Here is an 18464-nt window from a genome sequence, read left to right on the forward strand (position 1 = left end):
ACAGAAAACCTATGCTGAGCATCGAGTGGTACTTGGGCTGTTCAGCATCAGATACAAATTATTGTTATTCTCGCTAGGGCAAGAATAGGGGGAGGAGGATAACGCGAATTGCAGATAATTCATACCGAAAAACGATCATGGGCCACATGAAAAAGCCGATAGTCCTTATCGGATATCGGCTTTAAATCAGCCACTGCCAATCGAGTTTAGACTGGCAGTGACGGCAAGTTTGAGTAAATCCTAAAGTTTTAGATTGGTTTTTAGGAAGCTGAGCATTTGTTCATAGTATTTCGCTCTATGCACATCGTTATAAAAACCGTGCCCTTCATTGTCCATTACTAGTTTTTGGTAAGGATAATTGTGAGCTTTTAGGCCCTTCTCGAGGGATTCGAGTTGCTCAATTGGCGCTCGCTCATCTTCACCACCGTGAACGAGTAAGAGGTTCGCTTTTAATTTGGCAACGTTTTCTGAGGGCGACATGGCTATTAGGGTGGCTTTGTCTTGGCCAAGTACGTCCTTGAGATAGCTTGTTCCTGAACGTGTTCTGGCCACGTCACCTTCATCAAACATTAATTCAAGATCATACACACCAGCAAACCCAACCGCGCATTTAAACATATCGGGCGCTAATATGGCGCTTTGCAGTGCGCTATAGCCGCCAAAGCTACCGCCAGCAATACACACCCGTTCTTTATCGGCAAGGCCTTGGTCAATGACGTACTGAGTCGCGTCTATAATGTCGTGCTGAATATCTGACCCCCATTTTTGATAGCCAGCTTGCTCGAAGCTCTCACCATAACCGCCAGAACCACGGAAGTTCACCTGCAACACCGCCATACCATTTTGAGCGAGTAATTGATTTTGTGGATCAAATCCCCACCAGTCGCGGATACCGTGTGGACCACCGTGCGGATTGACAACTAAGGGCAGATTTTTAGCTTCTTTACCGAAAGGTAGCGTCAAATAACCGTTGATTGTCTTACCATCACGACTGGTGAAACTGATGGGTTTTACCTCCGCCATTTGCTCTGGGTCGAGCCATTTTTTAGCGGCTGCTAGATATTCAAGTTTCAGTTTTTTCGTATCAAATATGTAGTAATCACCAGGATTACGATCGTTAAATGCAACTACAACGAGTTTTTCAGCATCTCGGGTTTCGCTAACAATTCGTACTTGATGTCCCGGTACAGCAGCAATTAAATCCTTGAGTAGTTTGGCGTGGTTGTCGTTGTTATCAACAAAGGCATAGCTTGGATAGCCATTTTCAAACTCAATGGCGTAGAGCTGCTTATTGGTGCCGTTGATCCAGAAGTTGCTGGGATCAACGACCTCATCTTGAATGATCTCGGCCTTTTCGCCTGTTTCTAGGTTGATGCGATATACACCTAAGGTTTCAGTGCCCACGCGACCCGCAGCATAGATGGAATTTCTATTATCAGCGAAGGAGATAGGCGTAAAATCACTTAAGCCTAGGTTGAGTTTATCGGTGTTTATCCATTCGCTATCTTTGCGGTAAAAGACTTTAGTGATGTTTTTGCTGTCTTCCCCTGCCACAAAGCGGACTTCACCATCATGGTCGGTCATAAAGCGAGCTCGGCCTATGGGGGAGCCTGTTATGCGTTTGCGAACCCCGCTAAAAAGGTCAACGCGGTAGACATCCTGACGTGTTTCACTTAAGTCCGGGGCACCAGTCCATGGGAGCGCATTGACCAGCATATAGCGCTCATCATCCGGTAGAGGGTCCAGTATGAATGCTGTGGCATTTATGGCGGTATTTTTCCTGAGATTTGAACCCGTTTGCTGCTCGCCGCTGTTATAACCAAATAGATATTTAGGGCGAGAACCATCGGCGTTGACCGCCATTAACTCGCCGTAGTATTGGGGGACATCGCTCCAGCCCTTAAGGTATTCTTTTGCCAGCACAATGCGCTCGCTATTGGCCCATTCATAGGTGCCTACCTGGGCGTTGCTTGGGAAGCGAATCGCATTCAGCAGTTTTTTGGTTTGAGCATCTAGTACTATGAGTACATTTTTACCCTCGACACTGGTAATTGCACTTAAGTATTTGCCAGTAGGAGATATTTTTACGTTCGCGTATTCATCTCCTCGGCTAAATAATTGTGATTGTGATAATGCACTCGTTGCCGAGGTCTCAACCGCAAATGTGTTGATAGGCATCATGGGTAAGCAAGTGGTGGCCAAAACGACAAAAGGCAAAATTTTCATCTGACATCCTTGTAAAATCATTGTGTTTTTTGTTCTGAAAATGTTTTTCGAGGATAAAACAAAAGATGAAGTGAAACAAGGAAGGAATATTGAAAATAAAGGACGATAGTTACCGTCCTTTATGTTGAAAAATCATTAGCTTTGCAACAGTTGATGTTGGATAAAGCGCCACTGTTCATCGAAGTGTGTGGTAGGTTTGAGTTTGAATTCACTTCGTATAAATTGAGCGATTCGGCCTTCGGCAAAGGCTAACAGTAAATTGGCTAAAATTGCCTCATCTAAATTAAAGCCTTTGCCTTCTCGCAGCGTCTTTTCCCGCAAAATTTGCTTAAGTTGAGTTTCTATTTTGGCAAATAAATTACTAATGCGGCTACGGAGGCGTTCATTTTCTCCGAGCAGCGCATCACCATTGAGTACGCGGGAAATACCCGGGTTTCGCTCGGCAAAAATCAGCAGGAGTTGTAAAACAAGCTGGCAGCGCTTCATGGTGTCTTTTTCGTCATCCATGATTAAATTGATGCGCGACAATAACGACTCTTCGATAAATTCGATTAAGCCTTCGAACATCCGTGCTTTACTCGGGAAGTGACGGTACAGGGCGGCTTCCGATACACCGACTTCTGAGGCCAGTTTCGCTGTGGTGATCCTTTGTCCTGGGTTGGTTTCTAGCATTTGCGCTAGGCATTGCAAAATATGTTCACGACGATTAATTTTTGGGCTTACAGCCATTGCAGTATCCTTGGCTCAATAACGATTTTGGGGATTATTTAGTGCCTGAATGGCCAAATCCGCCTTCACCACGATCTGAGCTGTCGAACTCATCAACGAGTTTGAATTGTGCTTGTACTACAGGAACAAACACCAGTTGTGCGAGACGATCGCCAATTTCTAAGGTGAATGGACTGTCGCTACGATTCCAGCAAGATACCATTAGAGGGCCTTGGTAATCAGAATCTATGAGTCCGACCAGATTCCCCAGTACGATACCGTGTTTATGGCCAAGACCTGAGCGCGGCAAAATCACAGCAGCCAGCCCGGGATCGGCAACATGAACGGCAATCCCAGTTGGAATAAGCACGGTTTCACCCGGTACTATGGTCAAAGTCGTGTCGATCATGGCACGAAGATCCATGCCTGCACTGCCCGGTGTGGCGTAGGCAGGTAAAGGAAATTCTGAGCCGATACGGGAGTCGAGAATTTTTAATTCAATCGGTGTTTTCATGTATTTGTTTTTTCTTTCACTATCAACGAAAGTAATTGCCGTGCCAGCGTGAGTTTGTCAGTGGCGGGCAAATCTTGGCTACCTTGCGGCCAAAACACTCGCAGGGCATTGGCATCGGCATTAAAGCCAATACCTGCAACGGAAACGTCGTTTGCGGCGATCATATTCAAGTTTTTACGTTTGAGTTTATCGCGGGCGTAGGCTTCTACATCATGGGTTTCTGCGGCGAATCCCACCACAAAAGGACGGTTAGGTAAGCTCGCAACCGTGGCTAAGATATCAGGATTCCTCACCAGCGCAAGTTGCATTTCTTCTGCCGATTTTTTGATCTTACAGGTGGCAATGTCGCTAATGCGATAGTCAGCAACGGCGGCGCAACCAATAAAAATATCTTTTTTATCAACGCTATCCATCACAGCATCGAGCATATTCTGCGCCGATTCAACATCAATGCGGGTCACGCCTTCTGGGGTGCTTAGATTCACTGGGCCAGAGACTAAGGTGACCGTTGCGCCCATATCTGCTGCGGCTTTGGCTAAGGCAAAGCCCATTTTTCCAGAACTGTGATTCGAAATGTATCTGACGGGATCAATCGCCTCACGGGTTGGTCCTGCGGTGATCAGCACCGACTGTCCTGCGAGTGGCTTAAATTCAACGGCGTCATGCGTGGCAAAAAATTGTGTAGCCAGTTCCGCTATGTCTAATGGCTCTAACATACGACCCGGGCCGACTTCACCACAGGCTTGACTGCCACTTGCGGGTCCCCAAAGGGTAAAGCCGCGGGATGCCAGACTGGTTAAATTCGCCTGCGTCGCCAGATTACGGTACATCTGCTGATTCATTGCCGGACACAGGGCGATAGGCGCCTCTGTGGCAAGACACGTGGTGGTGATCAGCTCATCGGCCATGCCGGCATTAATCCGCGCCAATAGGTTTGCGGTTGCAGGGGCGATGATGACGAGATCTGCCCAACGAGCGAGTTCGATGTGGCCCATGGCTGCTTCTGCCGCAGGATCGAGTAGGCTTGAGGCAACGGGATGTCCAGATAACGCTTGCAGCGTCAAAGGCGTGATAAATTCCATCGCACTTTGACTCATCACCACGCGTACATCAAAGCCACGCTCTTTTAAGCGACGGACTAAATCAGCACTTTTATAGGCCGCAATACCGCCACCAATGCCCAGCAGGACGTTTTTATTTGTCAGACTCACAGACATCATCCGAGATAGAAATAATGCCGCCAACAATATCACAAAGCGGTGAATTTTAGTGACTCTCCCAGTTCAAAAAATCTCGTCCATACTCAGTAAAGTGAAAATATGTGAGATGACAGGGAGGTCGCATGGGCATTAAAGATTGGCCTGAGGGGGAAGGTCCCAGAGATAAACTGTTACAAAAAGGGGCGGGGCAACTGTCGGATGCGGAGTTATTGGCGGTATTACTGCGGAACGGTTTGGCGGGATTAAACGCGGTTGATCTTGCAAGGTCGCTTATTAGCGAGTTTGGCGGCCTCAGAAACCTGCTTTGTGCGCCTCGAAATCAGGTATGTCGACTTCCGGGCGTAGGACCTGTAAAATACGCCCAGCTTCAAGCTGCTGCCGAATTAGCGCGGCGTGTAGCGCAGGAAAATCTGCAAAGAGGTCAAGTTTTAACAAATCCCGATTTAACTCGGGACTATTTAATGAGACAATTGGCCGATCGCTCCTATGAAGTGTTCGCAGTTTTACTGCTGGATAGCCAGCATAGAGTGATTCAATTTGTCGAATTATTCCGCGGTACAATAGACTCAGCCTCAGTGTACCCACGTGAAGTGGTGAGCTTAGTGCTGGAGAAAAAGGCCGCAGCAGTTATAGTTTGTCATAATCATCCGTCTGGTATTGCCGAGCCCAGTCAGGCTGACCGACGAATAACTGAGCGATTAAAAAATGCGTTAGCAACCATAGACGTATCCTTGTTGGACCATATGGTTGTAGGTGATCGAGAGATAGTTTCTTTTGCAGAACGAGGCTGGATTAATTAATCTAACACTTGATCTTCACTCTGTGATCGTGTATAAAATGCGCCCTCTTTGTGCCTCGGGCGACGGCCATACGAGGCACATTAATGCTCGAGCGTTAAAATTGTTTTTGGAGAAGATTGACATGTCAAGAGTATGCCAAGTTACTGGCAAGAAGCCGATGGTTGGTAACAACCGTTCGCACGCAAAAAACGCGACCCGTCGTCGTTTTTTACCTAACCTACAAAACCACCGTTTTTGGTTAGAAGAAGAAAAGCGTTTCGTACAGTTACGTGTATCTACTAAAGGTATTCGTCTGATCGACAAAAAAGGTATCGAAGTTGTTGTTGCTGAACTTCGTGCTCGTGGCGAGAAGGTATAATAGATCATGGCTAAAGCTAAAGGTAATCGTGAGAAGATCAAATTAGTTTCTACAGCTAAGACTGGTCACTTCTACACAACTGAAAAAAACAAGCGTAACATGCCTGAAAAAATGGAAATCAAAAAATTTGATCCAGTTATTCGTCAGCACGTTATCTACAAAGAAGCAAAAATCAAGTAATCCTTGGTTAGTGTTTCGAGAAAAGCCCCTTATTTAAGGGGCTTTTTTTTGCGCTTTTTTTAGTAGTTAGTCATCAAGTTGAGATAATTGCCTCGCAAACTTAAGCCGCTGAATCATCCCCTGTGAAGCTAAAAAAGTGTGAACACTTGCTGAAAATATAAAATAGTGCAGTTCTAAGCACTTTAAATCATTAAAGCTGCACCTTAGTGAGAATAAATTCTTTATATGTGAATTAAAATGCAATACCATACGCGAAAGTTAGCGATTCATTCCTGGCATGTCATAGTGACGCTGCCAGCTCAAAAATGAGGTGTAAATAACGCGTGCGTACCACTGAACTGGTTGATGGATTTCGTCACTCTGCCCCCTATGTTAATGCTCACAGAGGTAAAACTTTTGTGGTCATGCTGGGTGGTGAAGCTTTGGCTCAGAGTCACTTCCGCGCCATCTTAAATGATGTCGCCCTGCTGCACAGTTTAGGGATTAAAGTGGTGTTGGTGTATGGCGCTAGGCCGCAGATTGATGCTGCATTAGCCGTCAACGGTATTGAACCTGCCTACCACGAAGGTGTGCGTATCACGGATGAAGACTCGCTCAAAGTGATCAAGCAAGTTGCGGGTGCACTGCAATTTGATATCACAGCGCGTTTATCCATGAGCTTAAGCAATACGCCGATGCAAGGCGCTCAAATTAACTTAGTGAGCGGAAACTTTGTGATTGCTCAACCTCTTGGTGTCGACAATGGTGTGGATTTTTGCCTGAGTGGCAAAGTGCGTCGTATCGATGTGCAAGGCTTAAAACGTCAGTTAGATAATCACTGCATCGTATTGATGGGGCCGATTGCAGCTTCTGTGACGGGTGAAAGTTTTAATCTGACCGCCGAGGAAATCGCGACCCAGGTGGCGATCAAACTCAAAGCAGATAAGATGATCGGTTTTAGCTCACAGAACGGTATTCTCGATCGCAATGGCGATGTCATTGCCGAGTTGATGCCGAACGATGCGCAAAACATCATGAACAAGCTGGCCGAGCAAGGTTCTGCCTGCATTGGCACTATGGCTTTCTTGAAAGCGAGTATTGATGCTTGCCGCAATGGTGTGCCGCGTTGTCACTTAGTTAGCTACCTCGAAGATGGCGCTTTGCTGCAGGAACTGTTTTCTCGCGAAGGGATAGGCACGCAAATCGTGACTGAGAGTGCCGAGCGTTTACGCTGTGCGTCGATCGCCGATATTGGCGGTGTACTGAACCTTATTCGTCCATTGGAGGAGCAAGGCATTCTGGTGCGTCGTAGCCGTGAGCAGCTCGAGATTGAAATTGAACAGTTCATGTTGATTGAACGTGATGGTTTAGTGATTGGTTGCGCTGCGCTTTATCCTTTTGAAGAGGACAATGCGGGCGAGTTTGCCTGTTTGGTGGTGCATCCCGATTATCGCGATGCCGACAGAGGGAGCTTACTGCTGAAGAACATTATCAATCAGGCCAGAAACCGCGGTTATTCACGCTTGTTTGCGCTGACAACACGGAGCATTCACTGGTTCCTCGAGCATGGTTTTGTGATTGAAGATGTTGAAGCACTGCCACAGAAGAAAAAGCAGTTGTATAACTATCAACGCCGCTCCAAAATTCTCGCGCTCGATCTCTAAGCCGTTCTAAATCAATCCAATCAATGCCAGCCTAGTACTCATATTAGCGCTGGCATTTTTATTGACATAATATGTCTTTATTGGCAGATTAAGACTTCACTGCACGGGAGATGCTGCCAATGAGTCCTCAATACTTCGAACTCGCCCCTTTCACCCAGACCTCTATCTTCAGTTTTATCGTCTTATTGCTCGGTTTAGCGGGTATCTTGCTGATGTTATGGCTAAAAAATATGCCTAAGATAGCGAAGTCGGCGAGTTTAGGCATATTGCTGGTGATGATGGGCGGATTTTCATGGGTTTATTATCAATCCAATAGCGCCGAGTTAGTGTTAACCGATACTGAACTTACAGTGGATGTGCCCTTCTATAAAGTGCAGTTATCCCGCGCGGATTTATTGCCCGCCGAGGCGCGCATAGTCGATTTGCAGCAAGAGGCAGATTTAACGCCGAGCTTTAAAACCAACGGCATAGGCATGCCAGGGTTTCAATTAGGCTGGTTTAATTTGCAGGGAAAAGGTAGAGCATTTCTGGCGATAACAGATAAATCGCAGTTAGTGTTAGTGCCAACGGTTAAAGGCTACAGTTTATTACTGACAGTGCCGCAAGGGAGTGAATTTTTAGCACAGTTACAGAAGTCATCATCACTTCTGTAACTGTTTATCGGCGTGATAATGATCACGCCGCTTTGCGTTTATAGGCCATGTCTAAGGTAAATACTAACAGGGCACTCCAGATAAAACCGAAGGTCACGCCTTTTTCTGCATCGAAGGGCTCATTAAACAGACTCACTGCTAGGATGAACATAATACTTGGGCCGATATATTGGAAAAATCCAAGCATAGATAATGGAATCCGTACCGCCGCCCCTGCAAAACAGAGTAAAGGAATCGTGGTCACTATTCCCGCTGCCATTAACATCAGATTAAGTTGCCAATCGTTGGTCAGCATGCTCGCTGTCGCTGTGTCTAAGGTCGCGACTAGGTAAATTAGCGCGACCGGTAATAACACTGCGGTTTCGACCAATAAGCCAGCCTTAGCATCCACATTGACCTTTTTTCGCAGCAGCGCATAGAAACCAAAGGTGCCCGCGAGTGCCAGTGAGACAATTGGAATAGAGCCAAAAGAGATTAATTGGATCAACACACCAGCACTGGCGAGTGCGACCGCAAACCATTGCAGCTTACGTAACCTTTCGCCTAGAAATAACATACCAAGCAAGACGTTGAGCAGAGGGTTAATAAAGTAACCTAGGCTGGCATCGAGCATGTGATCGTTATTCACCGCCCAGATAAATAGCAGCCAGTTTCCCGCGATCAGTATGGAAGTAATGGTGAGAACCATCAGCTGTTTAGGTTGTTTAAACAGTAAGCGTAAGCGTGAGAACCCGCCGATAAACTGCATAATGATCAGCATAAACACGAATGACCAAATCACCCGATGGAGCAAAATTTCGGTGGCAGAGACATGGTTGAGTAATTTGAAATATAAAGGCGCAAAACCCCACATACAGTAAGCACTGACGGCGAGTAGGATCCCTTTGCGGTATTCAAGATCTTGCATGAGACATCTTCGAAGGACAACAAGACGGCGATTGTAGGTGTGTCTGACCGCTGACTCAAGGGCATCGCCGCGTTCTTTTGGTTACAGAATATCTCGATAAGAAATTAAATAGCCGATCAACGCCAGTAAACATCTTGCTAATCAAGATGTTTACTGGCTTTGAGCTTTAATGCGGTAAATGAGTTATCTACGGTGAAACGGCTAGCCCACCATATAAGTGCCTGTCCCAAAAGCGATATGTGTGCCTTGTTCATTATGCAATTCCATGCGGCATACCGACACCCTATTGCCCGCGCGGATCACGCTGCCCGTCCCGGTAAAGGTGAGGCCGCGTCCCGGCCGTAGATAATCGACGCGCATATCGATAGTGCCTAGGGTTTGCAGGCGTTGCTGCAGCTCTTCGACCGTCCAATCATCACGACTGGCGACCAGTCCTGCAAAGGCGGTGAGTCCGCCAACCACATCGAGTACCGTGGCTGTCACACCGCCGTGGAGGATTTGCTGGTGGATATTACCAATCAGCTCAGGTTTCATGTTGATCACGACTTCGACGCCATCAATGTCATAACGCTTGATATCGAGTCCGAGTAGATTATGGAAAGGAACATGTTGATCAAATACTGCTGCGACTCTTCTCAAAGCTTCGGCTTGGATTGGGCTGGTCATTATTGGGTCCTTGTCACTGAGTGACTGCATTAGGCGTAATTGGATTTGTTATCAACACTGAGATGAACAAAGTGCGGCTTAGAGCAATTAATCTACAGTGAAGCTCACGGCTAATGCAACTCCGTCGCTAAAATGACGACACAGTTTCGGCGGGTTTTAAAGTACTTTACCCCGCGTTCGTTATTTTTGGCTTAGTCCACTAGGGGTTAAAATAGCTACAATCGCGATGAATGGCCTCGTCTAAAGTACTTTAAATTACCGCTGAATCCTGCATTTTGAGCTAGTTTGGGTATAGAATAGGCCCCCTCACTTTTGACATAGAAGATCCATGGAAAAGCTCGTACTCGACACGCATGATGATCCGCTCTCGCAACGCCTCGCACAGGTGTTTGGTTACCGTGACTTTAGGGACGGTCAGCGGGAGGTGATAGAACGTGTCTGCGGCGGGCAAGATTGCTTAGTGATCATGCCAACGGGCGGCGGTAAGAGTCTGTGCTATCAACTCCCCGCGTTGCTGATGGATGGCATTACGATTGTCGTATCTCCATTGATTTCTTTGATGAAAGATCAAGTCGATAGCTTGTTGCAAACCGGTGTTGCGGCGGCTTATCTCAATTCTTCATTGCCGCGAGAGCAGAGCGCCGAAGTATTAAGGCAGCTGCGCCACGGTGAGTTAAAACTGCTTTATGTGTCACCAGAGCGCTTATTGAGCGCCGATTTTATTGGGCGAATGCAGTCACTGCCGTTAGCGATGTTTGCCATCGATGAGGCGCACTGTATCAGCCAATGGGGTCATGATTTTCGCCCTGAATATGCGGCGCTTGGCCAGCTAAAACAACTCTTCCCCTATGTGCCCATGATGGCGCTGACGGCAACGGCGGATCAGGCGACTCGGCAGAGTATTTGCGAGCGACTTGGGATTGACCCTTTCCGTTTACTCTCTAGTTTCGACAGGCCTAATATTCGCTACACAGTGGCGGAAAAGCTCAATGCTGCGAACCAGTTACGGCATTTTCTAACCCAGCAAAATGGCACCAACGGGATTATTTACTGTAGTAGTCGTCGCCGTGTCGACGAGGTTGCCGATCGTTTATGTCTGCAAGGCTTTAATGCTAAGGCCTATCATGCGGGAATGACGCAGGAAGACCGTGGCGCAGTGCAAGATAGTTTCCTTAAAGATCAAATCGATATCGTGGTCGCCACTGTGGCTTTCGGTATGGGAATTAACAAGTCGAATGTGCGTTTTGTGGTGCATTACGATATCCCGAAAAGTATCGAGGCTTATTATCAGGAAACGGGCCGAGCGGGCCGTGATGGGCTTGATGCAGAAGCTTTTATGTTGTTCGATCCCGCCGATATTGGTCGGGTCAGACATTTGATTGAACAGTCCGAGCCTGGGCCGCAGCAACAGGTCGAATTCCACAAACTTAATACTATGGCCGCCTTTGCCGAGGCGCAGACCTGTCGCCGCCAAGTGTTGCTGCATTACTTTGATGAGAGCGCACTAGAGCCCTGTGGTAACTGCGATATTTGCCTCGACCCGCCTAAGCGTTATAACGGCACCGAAGATGCGCAGAAGGTGTTGTCATGTATTTTCCGGTTAGGGCAGCGTTTTGGTATTAATCACTTGATTGAAGTGTTGCGCGGCTCGAAAGGTGCCCCGATTGTTGACCGAGGCCATGACAAACTCACGACTTGGGGGATTGGTAAAGACAAGAGCCATGAGTATTGGTTGAGCGTGATCCGTCAATTGATCCACTTGGGACTGGTGAGTCAGGATGTGACGCGAGGTTCATCTATAACCTTAAACCCATCGGCACGACCTGTACTCAAAGGTGAGGTGGCATTAATGCTCGCCGAACCTCGCATTCAGTTAACGACCACAAAACGCAAGGTGAGCCAGTCTAAGGCGCCGCTGAACTACGACCGTAAGCTATTCGCGCGACTCAAGTTACTGCGAAGAACCATAGCTGAGCAGCAGGATGTGCCACCGTATTTAGTGTTTAACGATGCGACGCTGGCGGAAATGGCGGCCATGATGCCGACCAGTGCAGGGGAAATGCTCGCCGTCAACGGGGTTGGCGAGCGTAAACTGAGTCGTTTCGGCGACGCTTTTCTCGATGAAATCGCGGCTTATTTAGCGGGAGAATAATGGTTTGGATTATTCTCACTGATTTTAACCTTACCCAATTGATTGATACTGGCGCGCTTAATTAAAGACTCTAACGTATCAAACTGCTGCATTGCCGCGATACCAATATTGACCTTGCTTGACCCCTGCCAAGGTTGAATACAGGCCACTAATTGATTGACGACTTTCTTAGCACCAGCTGCAGAGGTGTGCGGTAGGATAATCACAATTTCATCCATCGAATATCGGATCAACTTATCTTGCTCTCGCAATCTGTGCTGTAGCTCATCCTGCAGGGGCGGCAAGTCAACTTGCCGTATTTGACTCGCATTAAAAAGTAATAAAGACAGCGGATAATTACCTTGTTTGGCAATGTTTAAGGCCGATGTGACTTGTTGGAGCAGAGTTTCCGCAGGCTCCTCGCCTTCGATACGGGGCGCTCGATTATTTTGCTTATCAATCAAATACCAAATAGCCCCGCCGAGTAACGTCATCGCAATTAAGAACAAAGTGCTATAGGCCCAGTCTAGATTTAACTCTTGGAGGATCGATGCCTTTTCTGGCGCAGGACTATTCTGATCCTGCTGCAGATCTTGTTGATTTAGGCGGGCTTTAAATTGCAATATCCGTGTAGTGTTCATCCCTTGATTGGCGAGTTCGGCAGCTCGATAGCGTTTGAGTAAAAAAGAATAGGCCTGCTTAAAATCCCCTTGCACTAAGTAGTGATCGCTCATGATCCCGTAAAATCCTTTGAGATCAGAATACTGTTTTAGATTTTCAGCTTGTTCAATGGCGTGATTCATTAGGATTAATGCGGCATCGTCTTGATGTTGGGCAAAGCGTATTTGTGCCAGCAGACGGGTCGAGCGCATCATAGCCAATTGCTGATTGTGTTTCTTGAAGGTATTGATGGCGATAGAAAGGTATTCTTCGGCTGTGTCGATGCGGCCTTTATCGAGTGCGATTGAAGCTAAAATGGCATAGCTGTAGGCAAGTTCAAGTGGCGAACCGAGTTCAGGTAGTAGTGCCTTTGCTTGTTTTTCGAGTTTATCACTGTAATCGAATTCTTGATTATCGAGCGCTATTCTGGCCGCATTTCGTAGAATGATATGTAACACTTTGCCCTTGGCATCTGAGCTCTGTATCCCTAAGTTGGTGTAATACATGGCCTGAGGGAAATCATGGGTTGCGTAGAGTAAATTACCCATGGCCGCATAAATATAAGCCTGTGGTGGCCAAACCCAATTCTGGGTCTGAGTATGAATGTCTGGATAAATATCGATGGCCAGACGTAAATCTTCGATGGCAGAGGAAAAGTTATCTGTGTCGGTATCGAGCTGACCACGTAAACGCAAGGCATCGACTAAGGCTTGGGGTTGTTGATAGCGTCGCGCTAAGGTAATGGCTGAATCCAGCAAGGGCAGCGCATTCTGAATATTGTTGTAGTTGAGATTGGCGTCGGCTTGGCAAATCAAAAAGTAGGGGCGAACTTGATCGAGCTTAAGCTGCTTAGCATTGGCCTCGCCTAACTGAGCCACGTTGATCGCGGCTTCGTTCTCACCCAGTTGCAGCAGATTTTGGCATTTCAACACGCTCAATCTGAGTCGATTAATGTCAGAAGTGGCACGGGTTGTAAATTGTTTTTCTAAGGCAGTGATTTGAGTCAGGGCTTTACTGGGATATTGGTAGACGAGTTCTGTGAGCTCATCTAACTGGTCTATAGCACTCGCCCCAAAGGGGATCAGCCATAACAACAGGCTCAGTACCAAGACGCGAAAATCCATTTTGTGCTCCATAAAATGCGTAAGCTCTAATATCCGTAATCACTAAGGCGAGATTATAACTTTTCTTAATCGTTTTTTGCATAAAAAACTATTATTTTCTAAGGGGAATAAGTTAACACATCCCCGTGCTTTCTGAATCCAAACAGCGGGTTAATTCTGTGGAATCGATCACTTATTCGGGGATAAAACTCACAGTTATTGGCCTTAAGACAGGTCGAATGAGTGGAACATGAAAAAATTAGGGTTGACACTCTCGGCTAGGCAAGTTAAATATTAACCGTCCTAGATTATTTGAACAGAATAAATATTTAAATAAAATGAATAGAATTAGCAGCAAACTCGACCTCCTACTCTCTCTCCTCGCGGTTTATACGCGGAGGTCTTAGTGTTGCACGCTCGATAAATAGGCAAAGCATTCACAAACCCCGCACCAATGTTGCGGGGTTTTTTGTATCTGAATACGGCAAAAGTTAAATAATGAACGGTGACGTTCCATGGAGAAGCGAGATGTCTAACAGAGTAATTATATTTGATACGACCTTACGTGATGGTGAGCAGGCGTTAGCCGCAAGCCTTTCGGTCAAAGAAAAGTTACAGATCGCCATGGCGCTGGAACGTCTAGGTGTTGATGTAATGGAAGTGGGTTTTCCTGTCTCATCACCCGGTGATTTTGAGTCGGTGCAAACCATAGCGCGAACCATCAAAAATAGTCGCGTTTGTGCGTTATCCCGTGCACTTGAAAAGGACATAGATGCCGCGGCGCAGGCCTTGTCTGTTGCTGATCAATTCCGTATTCATACCTTTATCTCGACCTCGACGATTCACGTTGAGAGCAAGTTGAAGCGTTCTTTCGATCAAGTGTTAGAGATGGCGGTGGGCGCAGTGAAATACGCCCGTCGCTTTACCGACGATGTGGAGTTTTCCTGTGAGGATGCGGGACGCACGCCAATTGATAATCTGTGCCGCATGGTGGAGGCCGCGATTCTTGCTGGCGCGCGTACCATTAACATTCCCGATACGGTCGGTTACACAGTGCCAAGCGAGTTTGGCACTATTATCCAAACCCTGTTTAACCGCGTGCCGAACATCGACCAAGCGGTGATCTCAGTGCATTGCCACGATGACTTAGGTTTATCAGTGGCTAACTCGATAACCGCAGTGCAACACGGTGCGCGTCAAATCGAATGTACGATCAATGGTATAGGTGAGCGTGCGGGTAACTGTTCATTGGAAGAGATCGCTATGATTTTAGCGACGCGTAAGGGCATGTTGGGTTTGGAAACAGGCATTAACGCTAAGGAAATCCACCGTACTTCTAATTTAGTCAGCCAGTTATGCAACATGCCTGTGCAGGCGAACAAGGCGATTGTCGGTGCCAATGCGTTCACTCACTCGTCGGGTATCCATCAGGATGGCATGTTAAAAGCGCAAAATACCTATGAAATCATGACGCCAGAAAGCATAGGTTTGAATCGCAACAATTTGAATATGACTTCGCGCTCTGGTCGCCATGTGATCAAGCATCGCATGGAAGAAATGGGCTATAGCGAGCACGATTACAATATGGATGCGCTGTACGAAGAGTTCCTAAAATTGGCTGATAAAAAGGGCCAAGTATTTGATTATGATTTAGAAGCCTTAGCCTTTATGGAAGCGCAGGCCGAAGAAGATAATCACTATCAATTGCAGCAATTAGTGGTGCAGTCTGACTCTACCGAAGGCGTTGCCACAGCTACCGTTCGTATCGAAGTGGGCGGTGAAATTAAAACCGAAGCCGCAACCGGTAATGGTCCCGTTGATGCCACCTATAACGCCATTGCCCGTGCTACTGATCGTCGTATCGACATCATCAGCTACAAGTTAGGCGCTAAGGGCGTAGGCCAAAATGCCTTAGGTCAAGTGGACATTACCGCCGTTTATCACGAGCAAAACTTCCACGGTGTAGGTTTAGCGACCGATGTCGTTGAAGCCTCGGCGCGCGCTTTAGTGCATGTGATGAACTTAACGTGTCGCGCAGACAAGGTCGCCGATTACAAACAAAGCATGCAAAAGAATCGAGAGCTAGGCGGCGTTTAGTCGCTAAAAGCATCCAAAGAGTAGCAAGGTCGAGCATAAAGCATTCACATTTAAAGGAGTTGGCTGGCGTATGAGTTATCAAGTAGCAGTATTAGCAGGGGACGGGATCGGCCCAGAAGTGATGGCAGAGGCGCGCAAAGTGCTGCGTGAAGTGGAAGTTCGATTCGATTTAAATATCGAGTATACGCAATACGATGTCGGCGGTATTGCCATCGATAACCACGGTTGCCCGCTACCCGATGCCACGCTAAAAGGTTGTGAAGCGGCCGATGCGATTCTATTTGGTTCAGTCGGCGGTCCTAAGTGGGAAAAGTTACCGCCAAATGAACAACCTGAGCGCGGCGCGCTATTGCCTCTGCGTGGTCACTTCGAATTGTTTTGCAATCTGCGCCCAGCCAAACTGCACGATGGCCTAGAGCATATGTCACCGCTGCGCAGCGATATCTCTGCCCGTGGCTTTGATGTTTTATGTGTGCGTGAGTTAACCGGTGGCATTTATTTTGGTAAGCCAAAGGGCCGCCAAGGTGAAGGTGAGAATGAAGAAGCCTTCGATACCATGCGTTATAGCCGCCGTGAAATTAGCCGTATCGCCCGCATCGCCTTTGAAGCCGCCCGTGGTCGCCGTAAAAAAGTAACCTCAGTGGATAAAGCCAACGTACTGGCTTGTTCAGTGTTGTGGCGCCAAGTGGTTGAAGAAGTGGCGGTTGATTTCCCCGATGTTGAGCTGGAACATATCTATATCGATAACGCGACCATGCAGCTGCTGCGCCGCCCCGATGAGTTCGATGTGATGTTATGTTCTAACCTGTTCGGTGACATTTTATCCGATGAAATAGCCATGTTAACGGGCTCTATGGGCTTGTTGTCCTCGGCGAGCATGAACAGCAGTGGTTTTGGTTTATTCGAACCTGCGGGTGGCAGTGCGCCGGATATCGCAGGTAAAGGGATAGCCAACCCAGTCGCACAAATTCTGTCGGCAGCATTAATGTTGCGTCATAGCTTGAAACAAGAAGAAGCGGCGAGTGCGATTGAGCGCGCCGTGAGCAAAGCCTTGAACTCTGGCTATTTAACTGGCGAGCTGTTGAGCAGCGACAAGCGTAGCGAGGCTAAATCGACGGCAGAAATGGGTGACTTTATCGCCAATGCTATAAAGGAAGGTGTGTAATGACGAACGCAAAGACCTTGTACCAAAAAGTATGGGATGCACATATCGTTGCTGCTCCCGAGGGCGAAGCGCCGGTCATTTATGTCGACAGACATTTAGTCCATGAAGTGACGTCACCACAAGCATTCAGCGGTTTGAAAGTCGCGGGCCGTAAGCTGCGCGCGCCGGAAAAAACCTTTGCTACTATGGATCATAATACTTCTACTCGCAGCGCCAGCTTAGATGCCCTAAGCCCGATGGCGCGCACTCAGGTGGAAACCTTAGCGCAAAACTGTAAAGACTTTGGCGTGCGCTTATATGATATTCATCATCCTAATCAAGGTATTGTGCATGTGATGGGCCCAGAGTTAGGTATTACTTTACCGGGCACTGTGATTGTGTGTGGCGATTCCCATACCGCCACCCACGGTGCTTTTGGTGCATTGGCGTTTGGGATTGGTACATCGGAAGTTGAGCACGTTCTAGCGACGCAAACCCTGCGTCAGTTAAAAGCTAAGACCATGAAGATTGAAGTGCGTGGTCATGTCACCGAGGGCGTGACCGCCAAAGATATCGTCCTCGCTATTATTGGCAAAATCGGCATGGATGGTGGCACGGGTTACGTGGTGGAGTTCTGTGGTGAGGCGATCGAAGCCCTGTCGATGGAAGGCCGCATGACAGTGTGCAACATGGCGATTGAGATGGGCGCGAAGGCGGGCATGGTCGCGCCGGATCAAACCACTTTTGATTATTTAGCAGGCCGCGAATTTGCGCCAAAGGGCGAAGATTGGGCAGAGGCTGTCGCTTACTGGAAAGCCATTAAAACCGATGACGGCGCGGTGTTTGATGCTGTCGTTGAGTTAGATGCCGCCGATATCGCGCCACAATTGACTTGGGGTACTAACCCAGGCCAAGTAGTGGCAATCGATGGCAAAGTACCCGATCCCATTAATGAAGCTAACCCAAGCACCCGAGCTAGTATGGAAAAGGCTTTAGAATACATTGGCCTGAGTGCGGGTACGCCGATGACAGACATCAGTATCAACAAGGTGTTTATCGGTTCTTGTACTAACTCACGGATTGAAGATTTACGCAGCGCCGCCGTACATGCCAAAGGCCGTAAAGTGGCGAGTGGCGTCACCGCCATTGTCGTTCCAGGTTCTGGCCAAGTGAAAGCACAAGCCGAAGCCGAAGGCTTAGATAAAATCTTTATCGAAGCGGGGTTTGAGTGGCGTTTACCGGGTTGCTCTATGTGTTTAGCGATGAACGATGACAGATTAGAAGCGGGTGATCGCTGCGCGTCGACCAGTAATCGTAACTTCGAAGGTCGCCAAGGTCGCGGCAGTCGTACTCATTTGGTGAGTCCTGCAATGGCTGCAGCCGCTGCGGTGGCAGGGCATTTTGTCGATATTCGTAAACCTTACTAATTACCGTAAACCCAAGAGGAGAAGTTA

The 18464-nt window shown here is 47.6% G+C and carries 16 protein-coding genes; 9 read left to right on the forward strand and 7 right to left on the reverse strand.

The genetic code is table 11. The features are described 5' to 3' along the window. Window positions 1–240: 240 nt before the first annotated feature. The 4 genes from Q4Q49_RS11475 to coaBC all read right to left on the reverse strand — a co-directional run bounded on the left by Q4Q49_RS11475 (window position 241) and on the right by coaBC (window position 4668). A complete protein-coding gene (locus tag Q4Q49_RS11475; protein WP_311999406.1) occupies window positions 241–2226 on the reverse strand; it encodes a S9 family peptidase in 1986 nt (661 codons plus the stop codon). A gap of 135 nt (window positions 2227–2361) precedes the next feature. Continuing rightward, window positions 2362–2955, reverse strand: coding sequence for a nucleoid occlusion factor SlmA (gene slmA, locus Q4Q49_RS11480; RefSeq protein WP_259523122.1), 594 nt, complete (start codon window positions 2953–2955; stop codon window positions 2362–2364). 34 nt (window positions 2956–2989) lie between these two features. Then, window positions 2990–3448: a dUTP diphosphatase gene (dut, locus tag Q4Q49_RS11485; RefSeq protein WP_311999407.1), complete on the reverse strand. Its 459-nt coding sequence runs from the start codon at window positions 3446–3448 to the stop codon at window positions 2990–2992. Continuing rightward, window positions 3445–4668 (reverse strand): bifunctional phosphopantothenoylcysteine decarboxylase/phosphopantothenate--cysteine ligase CoaBC, encoded by a 1224-nt coding sequence (coaBC, locus tag Q4Q49_RS11490; protein ID WP_311990635.1) that lies wholly within the window; start codon window positions 4666–4668, stop codon window positions 3445–3447. The genes dut and coaBC overlap by 4 nt, the downstream gene beginning before the upstream one ends. Before the next feature lie 122 nt (window positions 4669–4790). Here coaBC and radC point away from each other — a divergent pair, with 122 nt between their 5' ends. The 5 genes from radC (at window position 4791) to Q4Q49_RS11515 (ending at window position 8302) form a co-directional block, all read left to right on the forward strand. Continuing rightward, window positions 4791–5468, forward strand: a complete 678-nt coding sequence (gene radC, locus Q4Q49_RS11495; protein WP_006079869.1) for a RadC family protein — start codon at window positions 4791–4793, stop codon at window positions 5466–5468. A 121-nt stretch (window positions 5469–5589) separates the two neighbouring features. After that, entirely contained in the window at window positions 5590–5826 is a 237-nt protein-coding gene (gene rpmB, locus Q4Q49_RS11500) for a 50S ribosomal protein L28 (RefSeq protein ID WP_006079870.1), read from the forward strand. A gap of 6 nt (window positions 5827–5832) precedes the next feature. Next, a complete protein-coding gene (gene rpmG, locus Q4Q49_RS11505) occupies window positions 5833–6006 on the forward strand; it encodes a 50S ribosomal protein L33 (protein ID WP_006079871.1) in 174 nt (57 codons plus the stop codon). Window positions 6007–6329: 323 nt separating this feature from the next. Then, entirely contained in the window at window positions 6330–7649 is a 1320-nt protein-coding gene (argA, locus tag Q4Q49_RS11510) for an amino-acid N-acetyltransferase (RefSeq protein WP_311999408.1), read from the forward strand. Between the two features lie 119 nt (window positions 7650–7768). After that, window positions 7769–8302 carry a PH domain-containing protein gene (locus Q4Q49_RS11515; protein ID WP_311999409.1) on the forward strand — a complete coding sequence of 178 codons (534 nt, stop codon included), beginning with the start codon at window positions 7769–7771 and terminating at the stop codon, window positions 8300–8302. Window positions 8303–8324: 22 nt separating this feature from the next. Here the strand turns inward: Q4Q49_RS11515 and rarD are convergent, their stop codons facing one another. Both rarD and Q4Q49_RS11525 read right to left on the reverse strand, forming a co-directional pair. Then, a complete protein-coding gene (gene rarD, locus Q4Q49_RS11520; RefSeq protein WP_006079874.1) occupies window positions 8325–9209 on the reverse strand; it encodes an EamA family transporter RarD in 885 nt (294 codons plus the stop codon). 201 nt (window positions 9210–9410) lie between these two features. Continuing rightward, window positions 9411–9875, reverse strand: a complete 465-nt coding sequence (locus Q4Q49_RS11525) for a thioesterase family protein (protein ID WP_006079875.1) — start codon at window positions 9873–9875, stop codon at window positions 9411–9413. 328 nt (window positions 9876–10203) lie between these two features. On the opposite strand from Q4Q49_RS11525, the gene recQ reads away from it, so the two are divergent. Then, entirely contained in the window at window positions 10204–12027 is a 1824-nt protein-coding gene (recQ, locus tag Q4Q49_RS11530; protein WP_311999410.1) for a DNA helicase RecQ, read from the forward strand. Here recQ and Q4Q49_RS11535 read toward each other — a convergent pair. Continuing rightward, complete coding sequence (locus Q4Q49_RS11535) at window positions 12009–13790, reverse strand: diguanylate cyclase domain-containing protein (RefSeq protein WP_311999411.1); 1782 nt, start codon at window positions 13788–13790, stop codon at window positions 12009–12011. The two genes, recQ and Q4Q49_RS11535, sit on opposite strands and share 19 nt — an antisense overlap. Before the next feature lie 507 nt (window positions 13791–14297). On the opposite strand from Q4Q49_RS11535, the gene leuA reads away from it, so the two are divergent. From leuA to leuC, 3 genes are all read left to right on the forward strand, one after another. Next, a complete protein-coding gene (gene leuA, locus Q4Q49_RS11540) occupies window positions 14298–15866 on the forward strand; it encodes a 2-isopropylmalate synthase (RefSeq protein WP_310803145.1) in 1569 nt (522 codons plus the stop codon). Window positions 15867–15936: 70 nt separating this feature from the next. After that, the gene (leuB, locus tag Q4Q49_RS11545; RefSeq protein WP_126491024.1) at window positions 15937–17031 is read left to right on the forward strand and encodes a 3-isopropylmalate dehydrogenase; all 1095 of its coding nucleotides are present in this window, start codon (window positions 15937–15939) and stop codon (window positions 17029–17031) included. Continuing rightward, window positions 17031–18437 (forward strand): 3-isopropylmalate dehydratase large subunit, encoded by a 1407-nt coding sequence (gene leuC / locus Q4Q49_RS11550; protein WP_311990577.1) that lies wholly within the window; start codon window positions 17031–17033, stop codon window positions 18435–18437. The genes leuB and leuC overlap by 1 nt, the downstream gene beginning before the upstream one ends. Window positions 18438–18464 lie beyond the last annotated feature (27 nt).

Source organism: Shewanella sp. SP1S1-7 (assembly GCF_031932105.1).
Taxonomy (GTDB): domain Bacteria; phylum Pseudomonadota; class Gammaproteobacteria; order Enterobacterales; family Shewanellaceae; genus Shewanella; species Shewanella baltica.